The sequence below is a fragment of the Pantoea sp. C1E2 genome (assembly GCF_056491465.1).
Genome location: NZ_JBSZHT010000002.1, coordinates 2,751,299 through 2,766,127 on the forward strand (window position 1 = coordinate 2,751,299; position 14,829 = coordinate 2,766,127).

Below are 14,829 nucleotides of genomic sequence, written 5' to 3' on the forward strand. Positions count from 1 at the left end.
GGTGAGGTAACAATGGCGACGCACACCGCGCCGGGTTGGTACGGCAAATTGCCAGCCACCGGTGATTTCCTGCGCCAGCGCCTGAGTGAGAGTACCGTGACGCCCTGGAGCCATTGGTTTCAACAGGGGCTCATGCACTGGCATCAGCAACCCGATGCCACCACTCAGCTGTTTCTGCGCGCACCCGTCTGGAATTTTGTTTTGCCGCTGTCGCCGCTGCGTCAGCAGGTACAGATGGGCTGTTTGCTGCCCTCGTGCGATCGCGTGGGGCGCACCTGGCCGTTGCTGGCACTGCGCAGCTTTCCGATCAGCCACTGGCACAGCGCGCAACTGGCGATGTCGGGTGAATGGTTCCAGGATCTGGGCTCGCTGCTGTTGCGTGGTGTACGCGACCGACTGAACCCCGATGCGCTGGAGCAGCAGATGCAGCGTGTCACGCCGCTGATGGTTCCGGATAATCAGCGCAGCGACATTATGGATGTGATTGGTTTTGATGATCTGCCCTGCACGCTGAGCTGGCATGAAGTGGCGGATAAATTTGATCCTCAGCAGCACATTAGCTACTGGTGGAGTAATCGCAGTGACGGTTTTGCCCACGCCACACATAAACACAGTGGGCCGCTCACCGCGCAACTTTTTGCGTTACTGTTTAACCCGGCGGCAGGTGCACAGCCGGGACGCAACGGCCTCTATCCACCCATGTTTGAATAGGCCGCAGCGTTTTCCTTGTTAACAGGATGACTCATGCAATTTACCATTGTGCAGTGCAATACGGATGTGCCAGCAAAGACGGTCGCTTTTAAGCCGCCTGGGGGAACCATTGGCCGCAGCCAGGATAACGATCTGGTGCTGCCTGACGAATCGCGCGCCATTTCACGCTTGCAGGCGTTGGTGCATATCTCCCCGGAAGGCGAGTGTCGCCTGACCAATCAGGGTAGCGTGACCTCGGTAGTACTGAATGGCGTGGCATTGCAGCGCGGTTCACAAGTACAACTCCAGCATGGTGATGCGCTGCAAATCGGCGATTATGGCCTTGAAGTGCGCGATCCTGCCTGCCAGAGCACCCAGCAGGATGACCCGCTTGCGTTCTTCGCGGACAGCGCTGCCGATCCTCTCGGCATGCAGCAGCCATTCGAGGTTGTGTCGGAAGCCACTGCGGCGCGTCAGGAGCGCCGAACTGACCCACGACTGGCCATCGATCCACAAAGTGATGTGCCTGCCGTACCCGCCACTTTACCTCAAGCCGATCAGGATAAACTGCTGGCCGCACTGCTGGAAGGTATGGGGCTGAATAATGGCCATCACACGCCGATCACCGAAGAGCAGATGCGCGTTACTGGTCGCATGCTGAGCCTGTTCTCGCAAGGCACAGTTGCCCTGCTCTCTTCGCGCTCGATCCTCAAACGCGGCGTGAAAGCCGACATGACGATGATCCTCAATGAGGCGAACAATCCGTTTAAGATTTTGCCTTCGGGTAAAACGGTGTTGATGCAGATTTATCAGAGTCAGATGCCCGGTTTTATGCCGCCAGAAGCCGCGGTGCGTGATGCACTGGTGGATTTGCAGGCGCATCAGCTGGGGATGATTGCCGGTATTCGCGCCATCATTGCGGCGATGCTGCAATCCTTCAATCCGCAACGCCTGGAAGAAGAAGCACGTAAAGATGGCGTGTTGCCTAAGCTGCCCTTTAACAGTGGACGCAAAGCCGCATTGTGGGATTACTTCTCACGCCACTACCAGCGCACCGCAGGCGAAATTGAAGATGACTTCCACACCCTGTTCGGGGAAGCCTTCCTGCATGCCTATGACATGGAAGTGAATCAGTATAAAGATTCCCAGACACGGACTGAAGACGCATGAAAATGATGTTTGCCAGCCGCTGTCAGCAAGGATTGCGCGATGAAAATCAAGACCGCACCGGTGCTGAACTCGATGAACACAAAGCCTGCTTTTTAGTGTGCGATGGTGTGGCTGGATTACCTGGTGGTGATAAAGCGGCACAACTCGTACGGGATACATTGCTGAAGCAGTTGCACAACATTTCGACGTTTACTCCCGAAAGCACCCGCGCAGCGATTGAACACTGCCAGCAGGTGCTACTTGAGGCGCAGGGAAAGAATCCGAAATATGCACGCATGAGCACCACGCTTGCCGCGCTGTTTATTGACCGCGAGACGCAGCGCGCATGGTGGGCGCATGCTGGTGACAGCCGGGTTTATCACTTCCGCCACGGGGTGTTAAGCCAGGTGACACGTGACCATAGCCTGGCCCAGCAACTGCGCGAAGCAGGCTATGAAAATACCGGAATTAACAGTAATTTACTCTATAATGCACTCGGCGTAGAGCCTGCACGTCCAGCCACCTTTAGTGAAGTGATTTCATTAACCGATGGCGATGCGTTTCTCGTCTGCACGGACGGGTTTTGGCTCAATCTGACCACTCACGAGATGGAACAAGCCCTGCGCATGGTCAATGCCTGCGAAGAGTGGCTGACGTTGATGGAACAAGCCGTTAACCGCAGTGTAAAAAGCGACAATCTTAGCGCTCTGGCAATCTGGATTGGCGAACCGCAGGAAGCGACGCTGCTTTATTCCCAGGCTGATGCGGCACGTTTTCTGCCGACACGTTATTGATCCCAAGGACCCTTATGAAAGTGTGGTTGCCGGGCTTAGCGACCTTGTTGCTGGCTCTAAATGCGCAAGCTGATGATTATCGCGTGGTCTATTCGCCGAGTCTGTCGCTTGAAGTCTATATCGATAATGTGGCCAGCAATTCACCCAACGACTGGTGCAAAGAGACTTTGCCGTTGCGTATTGTTTCCGGCAAAAGCACCGATTCCAGCATTCTGACCAGCTTCCTGCCGCGCGTCGGCACGCTGCTGGCGAATCAATGCGGCACGCTGGATGAAATCCCGTGGCAGATGACCAATAAAGACGGCAGCGTTCTGGCCAACGGCAGCGCAGCAAAACTTCAGAACTGGCGGCCAATCGTGATTAACGATGCCACCGCCAGCGCCAGTGCCAGCAATGCCGCCCCGCTGGATCTCTCGCGCCCGGCAGATAACACCCCGTTGCAGCACTTCGCTTTACCGGCGGGTTGCCATTTCCGCACATCCTGGGACGAAAACGGCGACTCGCTGTTTATTCCGGATAACCCGCAGCAACACTGCTCCACGGAGGGCTGGCTGGAAGGCCCAAGTGAATTAACCCTGATGAGCGGTGACAAAACGCGCTCTCTGGCGGTGAATTTCTATCAGGGCTATCCGATTGCTAACCTCAAGCTCAGCGGCCCGGCACTGGAAGTGGTGGCGGTGAATAAACAGCGCATGATTGTGGCGCGTCCGGATGCCGAGGATAGCTGGTTAGTGCTGCCGTTTGACAGCCAGCAACATGTATGGCGATTCACTGGCAACCTGCTGATCAAAATGGATAAGACAGCAGGTCAGGATAGTGATGCGGTAAAGAGTCGGGTTGAAACTTTACGCGGCGCATGGTCGTCGCAGTTTATGCCACAGCAAAAAGTGACTGTGTTACTGATTGACACCCTGCATGCGGATCTTGCCGATCCGGCGATTGGTGCCTGGCGTAACATTAATTAATTAGCGGTCGTCGCCTGACGTCAACAGACTGCCAGGCGCTACAGGACGTGTTCAGAGAGTTCACTATGTCGGCAAACGAAAACCACACACCGAATGCCCTGCCTGCGGGTTACCGGTTTAATGAATTTGAAATCAAGGAAGTGATTGGCGGCGGCGGCTTTGGCATTGTTTATCGTGCCTGGGACCATCAGCTGGAACGCACCATCGCCATCAAAGAGTACATGCCCGTCTCGCTGGCGGTGCGTGGCGCGGATCTTTCACTGGAGTTGCGCGGCGAGCGCTTCCAGAAACTGTTCAACGCCGGACGTAACAGCTTTATTCAGGAAGCCCGTTTGCTGGCGCGTTTTAATCATCCCGGTCTGCTACATGTGTTGCGCTTCTGGGAAGAGAACGACACCGCCTACATGGGCACGCTCTACTACAGCGGGATGACGCTTAAAGAGTGGCAGGTGACCAGCCCGGACAGTATCGACGAGTCCTGGATTCGTCGCCTGTTACCGCCGCTGTTTGGCGCGATTAACACCATTCATGCCGCCGGTTATCTGCACCGTGATATTTCGCTGGATAACATCCAGATTCAGGAAAATCAGCTGCCGGTTTTACTTGATTTTGGTTCAGCGCGTAAGGAGATCGGGAATCTTTCCGATGAAACCGAGATCATGCTGAAGCCTGGCTTTGCCCCGATTGAGCAATACAGCGAAGAGGGTGAAGTTGAGCAAGGCCCGTGGACCGATATCTATGCGCTCGGCGCGGTGCTGCACAATCTGATTACCGACCATGCGCCTCCTGTCAGCGTGGTGCGCTGCATCGAAGATAACTATCAGCCACTGGTTGAACGCAAGCCAGCAGGCTATTCGCTGCCGCTACTGCACGCCATCGACTGTGCGCTGGCAATGAAACCCGGCGATCGCCCACAGAGTATTGATGCGTTTGCCAGCCTGATCGATTTGCCAGTGAGCGATGTTGAAGCGCTGGTCACCACCTTCCCGGTGGCGGTTGAAGCTCCAGCTCCAGCGCCTGAACCCGTCGCCGCTCCGGTGCCTGAACCACAGGTAATGGCGGTGAATCACGCGGCTGCCGCGATTGAACCCGTCACGCCGCGCAACGTGCGCCGCCTTTCACCCGGCCTGGTGGCCGCTGCTGCCATTGCCATTTTGGCCGTCGTGGTGGTGGTGTGGAAAACCAATCGCCACAGTGAAACGGCACCGATCGCCGCAGCGCCTTCTGCATCAGCGCCGGTGGCTAATACTAGTGCAGCAGGCAGCGCGCCAAGTCTGGCGACCGTCTATCTGCGTTTGCAGGATGGCGAAAAAGTGCTGCTAAACGGCGAAGCGAAGGATGTGAAACCCGCCAGCAGTGGTTTTGCTTCACTCAACCTGGCGGCGGGAAAATATCGAATTGAAGTGCACAATGGCAGCCAGGTGATGAGCCAAACACTGACCATCGACAAACCCGGAACCTGGCTGATTAATCCGGGTAAGCCGTAATTAACGCGCTGCGGATTGCTGCAGCGCCCTGACCTCAGCGGCCAGGCGCGTTAAGGCATCTTCCTGCATGCCGCGCTTGCCCAACTCTTGTTCAAGCGAGTAGAGATACTGAGCATTGGTGCCGAGCGGTCCGCTGGCCTGAGCAATCAGCGGTGCGATGGTGCTGCGACAGGAATCGGCTTCATACAGCGGGTGGCGCGGATCCATGATAAACACCAGCGCCGTCACTTTGCGTGCATCATCCAGTTCCAGTTCACACCAGGTTGGCAGATAGCAGCCAGTGATCATCTCGCGCTTCCACAGCAATTCCAGCTCGTCATGCAAGCGCGATTCGGGCAAACGAAAAGCCAGACCGCTGGTTGCACCGCCCTCTTTCAGCGCCAGCATGCGACCCGGCGTAGAGACTGTACCCCTGCCAGCCGTCAGACGGAGACAGAAAGCACGATGCCAGCCTTCCAGTCGACCGGACGCCACTTCTTCCGCCTCAAAAACCGGGTTCCACATCAGGGAGCCATAACCAAAAATCCACACCGGGCTTTGGTCAGGGCGACAAGCCAGCGTGGCAGCGAGCGACGCGGCACGCTTTTCACAGCTCCACAGCAGCGCTTCGTCGATATCACCAAACGATGTTTTACAATCCGCTTTTAATAGAAATTCCCGGGTTAACAATGCGACCTCCTCTACTGCACTGACATCCTGTCGGTTCGGCTCCTCAAAGATGATGTCTTACAGGCAACACGCGTTGCGTCGACTTAAGAGAAGACATTAATGCATTTTTAACAAAAGTTTCAAGATTGACCCCGATCACAAAGGGGAAATTCTTTGTAAATAGCATCGGCTGCCTGGTAGATAACTTGAATAAGGGAATGAAAAGCGTGAAGCGGGTCGACATGACCCGCGAGAGAGGTTAATGCTTAGGATGCCATTTGTCGTCATCGCCTTTGGCGTACTCATGCTTAACGGCTGCCCAGGCAACTTTGTGCGCAACCTGCTCACGTGATTCATCACCACGGCGGTCTTCTTCATCTTTATACTGATCCCAGGCGCTGTTGAACGCCTTTTGATAAATGGTCTGAGCGTGATTTGGCAGGACATGGCGCACGCTGTCAGGCAATTCACGATTGGATGAATACGGCATGATTCCTCCTGATTTAAGGTTCTTATTAAGTCTGGAAGATAGCGGAAAAATTGCAAACATGTACTTTAGTTACACAAGATTTTTTTAACCCACAAAGCGCCAATAAATCGCATTCAAATCAGATAAAAATAGGCATTATTTTATCAAAGGAATGAGATTATCGATTTTCAACAAGATGAATAATCGATGTTATTGGATGATAAGTTACTCTTTTAACGCATTAGCATCAAAAATATGATTAAGTAAGGTCGCGTAAAAAGCCTGAAACACAACTGTTGAAAAGTTACACTGCGCTGCGTCAGAAAAGTCATTATATTTATCAGGCACTGATCGCCTGTTTTGTTCTTTTTGCCGGAGAGGATGGTGAATGCCTACACATGAGAAAACCCGACACACCGAGTACTCACTGATTTTCCCGATTGTCGCGCTGACGGTGCTGAGTTTCTTTGGCAGTCAGACGGCATTATTGCCGGTTATCGGCATCAACCTGTTGGCACTGGTGGCGATTCTTTTTAGTGCCTTCAGCGTCGTGCGCCACGCCGACGTGCTGGCACACCGCCTGGGTGAACCCTATGGCTCGCTGATTCTCAGTTTGTCCGTGGTGATTCTGGAGGTCAGCCTGATCTCCGCTCTGATGGCCACCGGCGATGCTGCCCCTGCGCTGATGCGTGACACGCTCTACTCCATCATCATGATTGTGACCGGCGGTCTGGTGGGCTTTGCGCTGCTGCTCGGCGGGCGCAAATTCGCTACCCAGTACGTTAATCTGGCGGGCGTAAAGCAGTACATGATCGCCATCTTTCCGCTGGCGATTCTGGTGCTGGTGTTCCCCAATGCGCTACCAGGCGGCAATTTCACCACCGCGCAGGCGCTGATCATTGCCGCGATCTCCGCTGCCATGTACGGCGTTTTCCTGCTGATTCAGACCAAAACGCATCAGAGCCTGTTTGTTTACGAGCACGAGGATGACGGGGATGATGGCGATCCGCATCACGGTAAGCCTTCTGCACATAGCTCGCTGTGGCATACGGTCTGGTTAATCATTCATCTAATCGCAGTAATTAGCGTCACCAAAATGAACGCCAACCCGCTGGAAAACCTGCTGACCGAACTGAATGCCCCTCAGCAGTTTACCGGCTTCCTGGTTGCGCTGCTGATTCTGTCACCAGAGGGCTTGGGAGCAATTAAAGCGGTATTGATGAATCAGGTACAGCGTGCCATGAACCTGTTCTTTGGTTCGGTGTTAGCGACGATTTCACTGACCGTGCCTGCTGTAAGCATTATCGCGACGCTGACCGACCAGCAATTAGTATTTGGCCTTGAGCCACCTCAGATGGTGATCATGAGTGCCGCGTTAATCCTGTGCCATATCTCGTTCTCAACCGGACGTACCAATGTACTAAATGGCGCCGCGCATCTGGCGCTGTTTGCGGGTTATTTACTGACGATTATGCTGTAACCCTTTTACCGCGTTCGAAGCAAAAAAAAGGCGCCCATCGGCGCCTTTCTTACATCTGGATAAAGCAATTAGTTGCTGGTATCCAGCTCAGGGAAGTTCTTCACCAAATCATCAATCGCTTTCATCTGCGCCAGGAACGGCTCCAGCTTATCCAGCGGCAGCGCGGATGGACCGTCGCATTTCGCGCTGTTCGGCTCTGGGTGCGCTTCAATAAACAGACCGGCGATGCCTACAGCCATACCAGCCCGAGCCAGTTCAGCCACCTGCGCACGACGTCCACCTGAAGCCGCACCGAACGGATCGCGCGTCTGCAGTGCGTGGGTCACGTCGAAAATCACCGGGCTGTTATTGGTGACGTTCTTCATCACGTTGAAGCCCAGCATATCAACAACCAGGTTGTCATAACCAAAGTTGCTGCCACGGTCGCACAGGATCACTTTGTCGTTACCGCCTTCCGCGAATTTATCGACAATGTTACCCATCTGGCCTGGGCTGACGAACTGAGGTTTCTTGATGTTGATCACCGCACCGGTTTTCGCCATCGCTTCCACCAGATCGGTCTGACGCGCCAGGAATGCTGGCAGCTGAATCACATCCACCACATCCGCTACCGGCTGCGCCTGAGAAGCTTCATGCACGTCAGTGATGATTTTCACGCCGAAAGCCTGTTTCAGCTCCTGGAAAATCTTCATGCCCTCTTCCAGACCCGGACCACGGTAGGATTTGATGGAAGAGCGGTTAGCTTTGTCAAAAGAAGCTTTGAACACGTAAGGGATACCGAGCTTGTCGGTCACTTTTACATAGTGTTCGCAAATACGCATGGCGAGGTCGCGCGATTCCAGCACGTTCATACCGCCAAAGAGAACAAATGGCAGATCGTTTGCGACCTTGATATCGCCGATATTTACAACTTTCTGAGTCATGCCCTTTCCTTATTGTCGAGATGACGCTTAGTGCAGCGTCACCTGTTTCTGTTCAATTGCGTGAATCTGCACTTTAATCATTTCGCTGACCGGGTCCTCTGGACACTGTTCAACGAAATAGGTCAAATCGGTCAGCGCGATGTGTTCACACTCAAGCTGAGCGTAGATTAAACCCCGATCGCGGATTTCATACGGGTCATCGGGATCAATCTGCAGTAAAACCTGGCTGACATTCAGCGCCAGTTCCATCTGCTTCTCTTCCATCAGCGCCGCCTTCAACGTATCGAGCATTTTACGCATCACGTTGATGGTTTTGGCTTCATCCAGATCGTCATTGTAGAGCTTTGCGGTCGGGCTGATATTGCCCTTGAGCCACACTTCCAGCGTATGCGTATCCAGCGTTTCGCCGTTGAAAGGGTTGATCAACCACATTTCACCATCCAGCCAGTCTGCGCGCAGAATCAACTGGGTAGGGAAAATCACCGGGATCAGCGGCAGCTCCAGTTCATCGGCGATGTGCAGCAGAATCACACCCAGCGACACCGCGGTGCCCTGTCGGCTCTTCAGTACTTTATCGATCCACAGCGCGTCGGACAAATTGTAGACGCCGCTAGCGCCCCCAAATCCCCATTGACGATAAAACAACTCAAGCAGCTTACTCAGCTGCAAGTCGGCATCCTGTTCGCTGCTGACGTAATCCCGTGCTTCTTCAACTAATGCCGCCAGCTGCTGCTGGACGGAAGGCGCAGAAAAATCATTGCGTATGGCGCAGGTCGCACCAATCACCGCTTCACTCAACGGTGTTTCACTGTAATCAACTAGCTCTGGCGAGGTCATACTATCCCCAATAACGGCATTTTGGTCATCGCCAGCTTAATCACAAACAGCAGCGCTACGATTGCAATCAGGCAGGCGATCCAACGTGTCCCCATCTTGCGTGGGCGACGGCTCAATGCCACGGAACCTAAGGCGATGTAGATAATAACCCCTAACAGCTTCTCCGTCAGCCAGCTTCCTTGCGGTGAGAACGGATAAAAGTGCGTAATCACCACCAGCAATACGCCACTGAGCAGTAAAAAGGTGTCATTAATGTGCGGCGCGATGCGTACCCAGCGGCGCTGCAGCATCGCCGAACCGGTGGTTAGCCAATAGAAACGCAGCAAAAACAAGCTGATGGTGAGGGCAACGGTGAGGAGGTGAAAATGTTTAATCAGCGGATACCAACTTGCCATCATGCTTCCTTAAATCAAAAAAATTGCCCAAGTGTGACGCGCGGATTGCCGCCATAATCGTTAATGCTGCTGACCTGCTGATAGCCGTGCTGCGTCATGATCTCGCGCACCGCTTTATCCTGCTGCCAGCCGTGCTCCAGCAACAGCCAGCCACCGGGCTGCAACCACTGCAGAGCGCTTTGAATAATCAAACGTAGATCGGCCAGCCCTTCCTCATCCGCGACCAGCGCGCTGAGCGGTTCAAAGCGCACATCTCCCTGCTGCAGATGTTCATCGGCGGCATCAATGTAAGGAGGGTTACTGACGATAAGATCGAAACGCTGGGCGGGAATGTCATTGAACCAGTGGCTGAGCTGGAAACGCGCATTGCTGATGTGCAACCGCTGAGCGTTCTCTTCCGCCAGCGCCACGGCTGCTGGGATACGGTCGCAGCCCAACACCTGGCAGTCAGGACGTTCACTCGCCAGCGCTAACGCGATGGCTCCGGTGCCAGTGCCAAGATCAAGCAATGAGGACGGTGTCGCGGGAATGCGTAAGAGCGCCTGTTCCACCAGCACTTCGGTATCCGGACGGGGAATTAAGGTGGCATCATTGACGCGCAATGGCAGCGACCAGAATTCCCGCTCGCCCACCAGATGCGCAATCGGCTCGCCTTTCACCCGACGCGCCAGCAGCGCATCGAGTTGGGCAAGCTGAGCAGCGTCGAGTTCATGATCGTCAAACGCCACCAGCCAGCTGCGTGATTTTCCGGTGACAAATCCCAGCAAAATCTCCGCATCCCGTTTCGGGCTATCTCCACCACAGAGCGCGACCACTGCGTGCTTAAGCCAGTGGCGAATCAGCATCAGTCTTGTCCAGCCAGCGCGGCCAGCTGATCGGCCTGATACTCCTGCACAATCGGCTCGATCAGCGTATCCAGTTTACCTTCCATGGTTTCATCCAGGCGGTACAACGTCAGGTTGATACGATGATCGGTAACACGGCCCTGCGGGAAGTTGTAAGTGCGGTTACGATCCGAACGATCGCCGCTGCCCAACAGGTTACGACGGGTTGAGGCTTCGGCAGCGTTACGTTTGGCAGTTTCGGCGGCATGAATACGCGCACCCAATACGGCCAGCGCTTTGGCTTTGTTTTTGTGCTGAGAACGTTCGTCCTGGCACTCAACAACAATACCGGTTGGCAAGTGAGTAATACGAATCGCCGAGTCGGTGGTGTTAACGTGCTGACCACCCGCGCCTGAAGAGCGGAAGGTATCGATTTTCAGATCGCCCGCGTTGATTTCCGGCATTTCTGCCTCTGGCAATTCTGGCATCACCGCCACGGTGCAGGCGGAAGTATGAATACGACCCTGTGATTCGGTTTCCGGCACGCGCTGTACGCGATGGCCGCCCGACTCGAACTTTAAGCGCCCGTACGCACCATCGCCGATAATACGCGCGATCACTTCTTTGTAGCCGCCGTGTTCGCCTTCGTTGGCGCTGATGATTTCTACCTGCCAGCGGCGTGCTTCGGCATAACGGCTGTACATACGGAACAGATCGCCCGCGAAGATCGCCGCTTCGTCACCGCCGGTTCCGGCGCGCACTTCAACAAAACAGGAACGCTCATCATCGGGATCTTTTGGCAGCAGCAGTACCTGAAGCTGCTGCTCCAGGACTTCACGTTTCTCGCGCGAAATCTTTAACTCTTCGTTAGCCATTTCACGCATTTCAGGATCGTCGAGCATCATTTCAGCTGTTTCGATATCTTCCTGCACCTGCTGCCAGTCGCGGAAGCAATGAGTCACATCGGTCAACTGTGCATATTCGCGTGATAAAGCGCGAAAACGTTCCTGATCGCCAATTACGCCGGCATCGCCCAGTAACGCTTCCACTTCTTCGTGGCGTTCCTGGAGGGCTTCCAGCTTGGCAACAATAGAGCTCTTCATGTAATAGAGGGTATCCCAGTGATAGGTCGTGACAGACCAGATTACTCTAAACCGAGGCTGTCACGTAAGATCTGCAGGCGTTCGCTGTCGCCATCGCGCGCGGCCTGCTGCAGTGATTTGGTTGGTGCATGAATAAGACGATTGGTCAGCTTGTGCGCTAACTCCTGCAATACTTTTTCTGCATCCGCGCCCTGGCGCAGTGCGGCTAGCGCACGCTCCTGTAACTCAGCACGAACGTCATCGGCCTGTGAACGGTATTCACGAATGGTGTCGCCGGCGCTTTGTGCCCGCAGCCACGACATAAATTCGCCACTTTCCTGCACCACAATGCTTTCCGCCTGCACCGCAGCAGCTTTGCGCTGCGCCATGTTCTGCTCAATGATCGCTTGCAGGTCATCGACGCTGTACAAATAGGCATTCGCCAGCTTGCCCACTTCAGGTTCGACATCACGCGGTACGGCGATATCAACCAGCAGCATCGGCTGATTGCGGCGTGCTTTCAACGCACGTTCCACCATCCCTTTACCGATAATCGGCAGCGGGCTGGCGGTTGAAGAGATGATAATGTCCGCATCGGCGAGGCGCGTTTCAATATCGCCCAAACCAATTACTTCGGCGCCCACTTCATCGGCCAGCAACTGGGCACGTTCGCGGGTGCGGTTAGCGATCATCAACTTCTGCACTTTATGCTCGCGCAGATGACGTGCCACCAGCTCGATGGTTTCCCCCGCGCCCACCAGCAACACGTTGACCGTGCTGAGAGATTCGAAGATTTGACGTGCCAGAGAACAGGCAGCGAAGGCAACAGAGACCGCGCTGGCACCGATTTCGGTTTCAGTACGCACGCGCTTGGCGACGGAGAAGGTTTTCTGGAACATGCGCTCCAGCTCACTGCTCAGCGCATGGTCGCGAGAGGAGTCAGCATGGGCTTTTTTAACCTGACCAAGAATCTGTGGCTCACCCAACACCAGTGAGTCGAGACCACTGGCAACGCGCATCAGATGGCTGACGGCGGCGTTGTCCTGATGCCAGTAAAGGCTGGCACGTACATCCTCTTCGCGCAGATCGTGATACTCACATAACCAGCGCACCAGTCTCTCCTGCAAATCCGTCTGCTGCTCCACGCTGAGGTAGAGTTCAGTACGATTACAGGTAGAGAGTACCACACCACTCTGTACCATCGGCTGGGACAACAGGCTATTAAGTGCCTGATCCAGCGTGTCTGGCAGAAACGCAACGCGTTCGCGCAGCGCAACAGGTGCGGTTTTGTGGTTGATTCCGAGAGCTAGCAGCGTCATGGTGATTCGGCTTGGGATGTCCCAATGATTGTCAGGGCTTTGTGAAGCGCATTCTACAAGATGCCACAGATCAAGAAAAGCCATACAAAGGCTATGACTGTAATAAGATTAAACTGATCGTGCGCAATTATCCTTACATCGGCATTGACGGCGTAGTATTGGATGGTTAGCGTTATCGGTTACGAAGTAAAAACGTGTCTGAGGAGACGACCACGTGATGCATTTGCCCCCGCGCAAGCTGTTGCGCCTTTTACCCCTTGCCAGCGTATTGCTGGCTGCTTGTAGCATCAATAAACCACAAGGTCCTGGCCCCAGCATCACCTCACCACAATGGCAGCAGCATCAACAAGCCGTTGAAAAAATTACCCAGTATCAGACGCGCGGCGCGTTTGCTTATCTCTCTGATAAGCAAAAAGTCTATGCGCGCTTTAACTGGCAGCAAACCGCGGCCGATCGTTATCGCCTGTTGTTAACCAACCCGCTTGGCAGCACCGAGTTGCAGCTGGATGCGCAAGGTTCGGTGGTGCAAATCGTCGACAACAAAGGCAAGCGCTACGTGAGCAATGACGCTGAGAAGATGATTTCACAGCTGACCGGCATGGATATCCCGCTGGCGAACCTGCGTCAGTGGATGATGGGTTTACCGGGTGATGCCACGGATTATCAGCTCAACAGCAGCTATCAGTTGCAGAGTGTGAACTACAGCCGTAATGGTCAGCAATGGAAAGTGAACATCTCTGATTACGACAGCAAAGTGAATCCACCGCTGCCGGCTAATCTTGAACTGACTGAAGGTGGTCAGCGAATCAAACTGCGCATGGATAGCTGGACCACAAAATGATCACCACCTGGCCCGCTCCGGCTAAATTGAACTTGTTTCTCTACATCACGGGCCGTCGTCCTGACGGCTACCACAACCTGCAAACGCTGTTTCAATTTCTTGATCATGGCGACACATTGGAAATCACACCTGACAGCAGCGGCAAGATTACGCTGCTGACGCCCTTAGCGGGCGTAGCAGATGACGATAACTTGATCGTGCGGGCGGCGCAGGCATTGAAACAGGCTGCTGCCGTACAGGGTACGCTGCCCGATAACGCCGGCGCGCAGATTGCGTTAGAGAAACGTTTGCCGATGGGCGGCGGCCTGGGCGGTGGTTCATCTGATGCCGCCACCGTGCTGGTGGCGCTCAACCACTTGTGGCAAACCGGGCTGAGTGTAGACGCGTTAGCCACGATTGGGGTGAAACTCGGCGCGGATGTACCGGTGTTTGTGCGAGGTCACGCTGCGTTTGCCGAAGGGGTTGGCGAGCAAATTGTTCCAGCCGAACCGGCAGAGAAGTGTTATCTTGTTGCTCACCCTGGCGTCAGTATCGCCACGCCGGATCTGTTTCGTGATCCTGACCTGACGCGCAATTCACCGATACGCACATTAGATGAACTGTTGCAGCGTCCTTTTCACAATGATTGTGAAGCTGTGGCAAGAAAACGTTTTCGCGAGGTTGATGCGCTGCTTTCCTGGCTGCTAGAATACGCGCCGTCGCGCCTGACCGGGACCGGAGCTTGTGTGTTTGCTGAATTTAACACCGAGTCCGCTGCTCGTCAGGTGCTGGAGCTTGCCCCGAAATGGATTTGCGGATTTGTGGCGCGCGGGCTTAACACCTCGCCGTTGCAACGCACCCTTTCCGGGCTCTAAGCGTATGCGTGACAGTGCCACCCTGTTCCAGGCACTGCACGACGCGCATTAACACACCCGTATGAACAGCTT

Annotated in this window: 16 protein-coding genes; 8 read left to right on the forward strand and 8 right to left on the reverse strand. The window is 54.6% G+C overall.

Going from position 1 to position 14,829, the window contains the following annotated elements; all coding sequences use genetic code 11:
* The first annotated feature begins 12 nt into the window (after window positions 1-12).
* From tagF to ACXI0A_RS13240, 5 genes are all read left to right on the forward strand, one after another.
* Window positions 13-711: a type VI secretion system-associated protein TagF gene (tagF, locus tag ACXI0A_RS13220; protein ID WP_476148410.1), complete on the forward strand. Its 699-nt coding sequence runs from the start codon at window positions 13-15 to the stop codon at window positions 709-711.
* A gap of 33 nt (window positions 712-744) precedes the next feature.
* Complete coding sequence (gene tagH / locus ACXI0A_RS13225) at window positions 745-1,860, forward strand: type VI secretion system-associated FHA domain protein TagH (protein WP_476148408.1); 1,116 nt, start codon at window positions 745-747, stop codon at window positions 1,858-1,860.
* Window positions 1,857-2,633, forward strand: coding sequence for a PP2C family protein-serine/threonine phosphatase (locus ACXI0A_RS13230; RefSeq protein ID WP_224931691.1), 777 nt, complete (start codon window positions 1,857-1,859; stop codon window positions 2,631-2,633). Before tagH ends, ACXI0A_RS13230 begins: the two co-directional genes overlap by 4 nt.
* 14 nt (window positions 2,634-2,647) lie before the next feature.
* Complete coding sequence (locus tag ACXI0A_RS13235) at window positions 2,648-3,598, forward strand: hypothetical protein (RefSeq protein WP_476148406.1); 951 nt, start codon at window positions 2,648-2,650, stop codon at window positions 3,596-3,598.
* Window positions 3,599-3,663: 65 nt separating this feature from the next.
* Window positions 3,664-5,085, forward strand: a complete 1,422-nt coding sequence (locus tag ACXI0A_RS13240; RefSeq protein ID WP_476148404.1) for a protein kinase domain-containing protein — start codon at window positions 3,664-3,666, stop codon at window positions 5,083-5,085.
* On the opposite strand, the gene ACXI0A_RS13245 is transcribed toward ACXI0A_RS13240, so the two are convergent.
* Both ACXI0A_RS13245 and chaB read right to left on the reverse strand, forming a co-directional pair.
* Window positions 5,086-5,754, reverse strand: coding sequence for a gamma-glutamylcyclotransferase (locus ACXI0A_RS13245; protein ID WP_224931685.1), 669 nt, complete (start codon window positions 5,752-5,754; stop codon window positions 5,086-5,088).
* Window positions 5,755-5,992: 238 nt separating this feature from the next.
* The gene (chaB, locus tag ACXI0A_RS13250) at window positions 5,993-6,223 is read right to left on the reverse strand and encodes a putative cation transport regulator ChaB (protein WP_038646446.1); all 231 of its coding nucleotides are present in this window, start codon (window positions 6,221-6,223) and stop codon (window positions 5,993-5,995) included.
* Window positions 6,224-6,590: 367 nt separating this feature from the next.
* Here chaB and chaA point away from each other — a divergent pair, with 367 nt between their 5' ends.
* Complete coding sequence (chaA, locus tag ACXI0A_RS13255; RefSeq protein ID WP_224931683.1) at window positions 6,591-7,682, forward strand: sodium-potassium/proton antiporter ChaA; 1,092 nt, start codon at window positions 6,591-6,593, stop codon at window positions 7,680-7,682.
* Window positions 7,683-7,750: 68 nt separating this feature from the next.
* Here the strand turns inward: chaA and kdsA are convergent, their stop codons facing one another.
* From kdsA to hemA, 6 genes are read right to left on the reverse strand one after another with little or no spacing between them, the layout of a single operon-like run.
* A complete protein-coding gene (gene kdsA / locus ACXI0A_RS13260) occupies window positions 7,751-8,605 on the reverse strand; it encodes a 3-deoxy-8-phosphooctulonate synthase (RefSeq protein WP_100700770.1) in 855 nt (284 codons plus the stop codon).
* 27 nt (window positions 8,606-8,632) lie between these two features.
* Window positions 8,633-9,442 carry an invasion regulator SirB1 gene (gene sirB1 / locus ACXI0A_RS13265; RefSeq protein ID WP_200569818.1) on the reverse strand — a complete coding sequence of 270 codons (810 nt, stop codon included), beginning with the start codon at window positions 9,440-9,442 and terminating at the stop codon, window positions 8,633-8,635.
* Window positions 9,439-9,837, reverse strand: coding sequence for a SirB2 family protein (locus ACXI0A_RS13270; RefSeq protein ID WP_097116831.1), 399 nt, complete (start codon window positions 9,835-9,837; stop codon window positions 9,439-9,441). The genes sirB1 and ACXI0A_RS13270 overlap by 4 nt, the downstream gene beginning before the upstream one ends.
* A 14-nt stretch (window positions 9,838-9,851) precedes the next feature.
* Window positions 9,852-10,682: a peptide chain release factor N(5)-glutamine methyltransferase gene (prmC, locus tag ACXI0A_RS13275; RefSeq protein WP_476148400.1), complete on the reverse strand. Its 831-nt coding sequence runs from the start codon at window positions 10,680-10,682 to the stop codon at window positions 9,852-9,854.
* Window positions 10,682-11,764 carry a peptide chain release factor 1 gene (prfA, locus tag ACXI0A_RS13280; protein WP_224931677.1) on the reverse strand — a complete coding sequence of 361 codons (1,083 nt, stop codon included), beginning with the start codon at window positions 11,762-11,764 and terminating at the stop codon, window positions 10,682-10,684. Before prfA ends, prmC begins: the two co-directional genes overlap by 1 nt.
* A gap of 41 nt (window positions 11,765-11,805) precedes the next feature.
* Window positions 11,806-13,062, reverse strand: coding sequence for a glutamyl-tRNA reductase (gene hemA / locus ACXI0A_RS13285; protein ID WP_224931675.1), 1,257 nt, complete (start codon window positions 13,060-13,062; stop codon window positions 11,806-11,808).
* A gap of 217 nt (window positions 13,063-13,279) precedes the next feature.
* Between hemA and lolB the strand changes: the two genes are divergently transcribed.
* Together lolB and ispE are read left to right on the forward strand one after the other, a co-directional pair.
* The gene (gene lolB / locus ACXI0A_RS13290; RefSeq protein WP_224932025.1) at window positions 13,280-13,903 is read left to right on the forward strand and encodes a lipoprotein insertase outer membrane protein LolB; all 624 of its coding nucleotides are present in this window, start codon (window positions 13,280-13,282) and stop codon (window positions 13,901-13,903) included.
* Window positions 13,900-14,757, forward strand: a complete 858-nt coding sequence (gene ispE, locus ACXI0A_RS13295) for a 4-(cytidine 5'-diphospho)-2-C-methyl-D-erythritol kinase (protein ID WP_476148398.1) — start codon at window positions 13,900-13,902, stop codon at window positions 14,755-14,757. The genes lolB and ispE overlap by 4 nt, the downstream gene beginning before the upstream one ends.
* Window positions 14,758-14,829 lie beyond the last annotated feature (72 nt).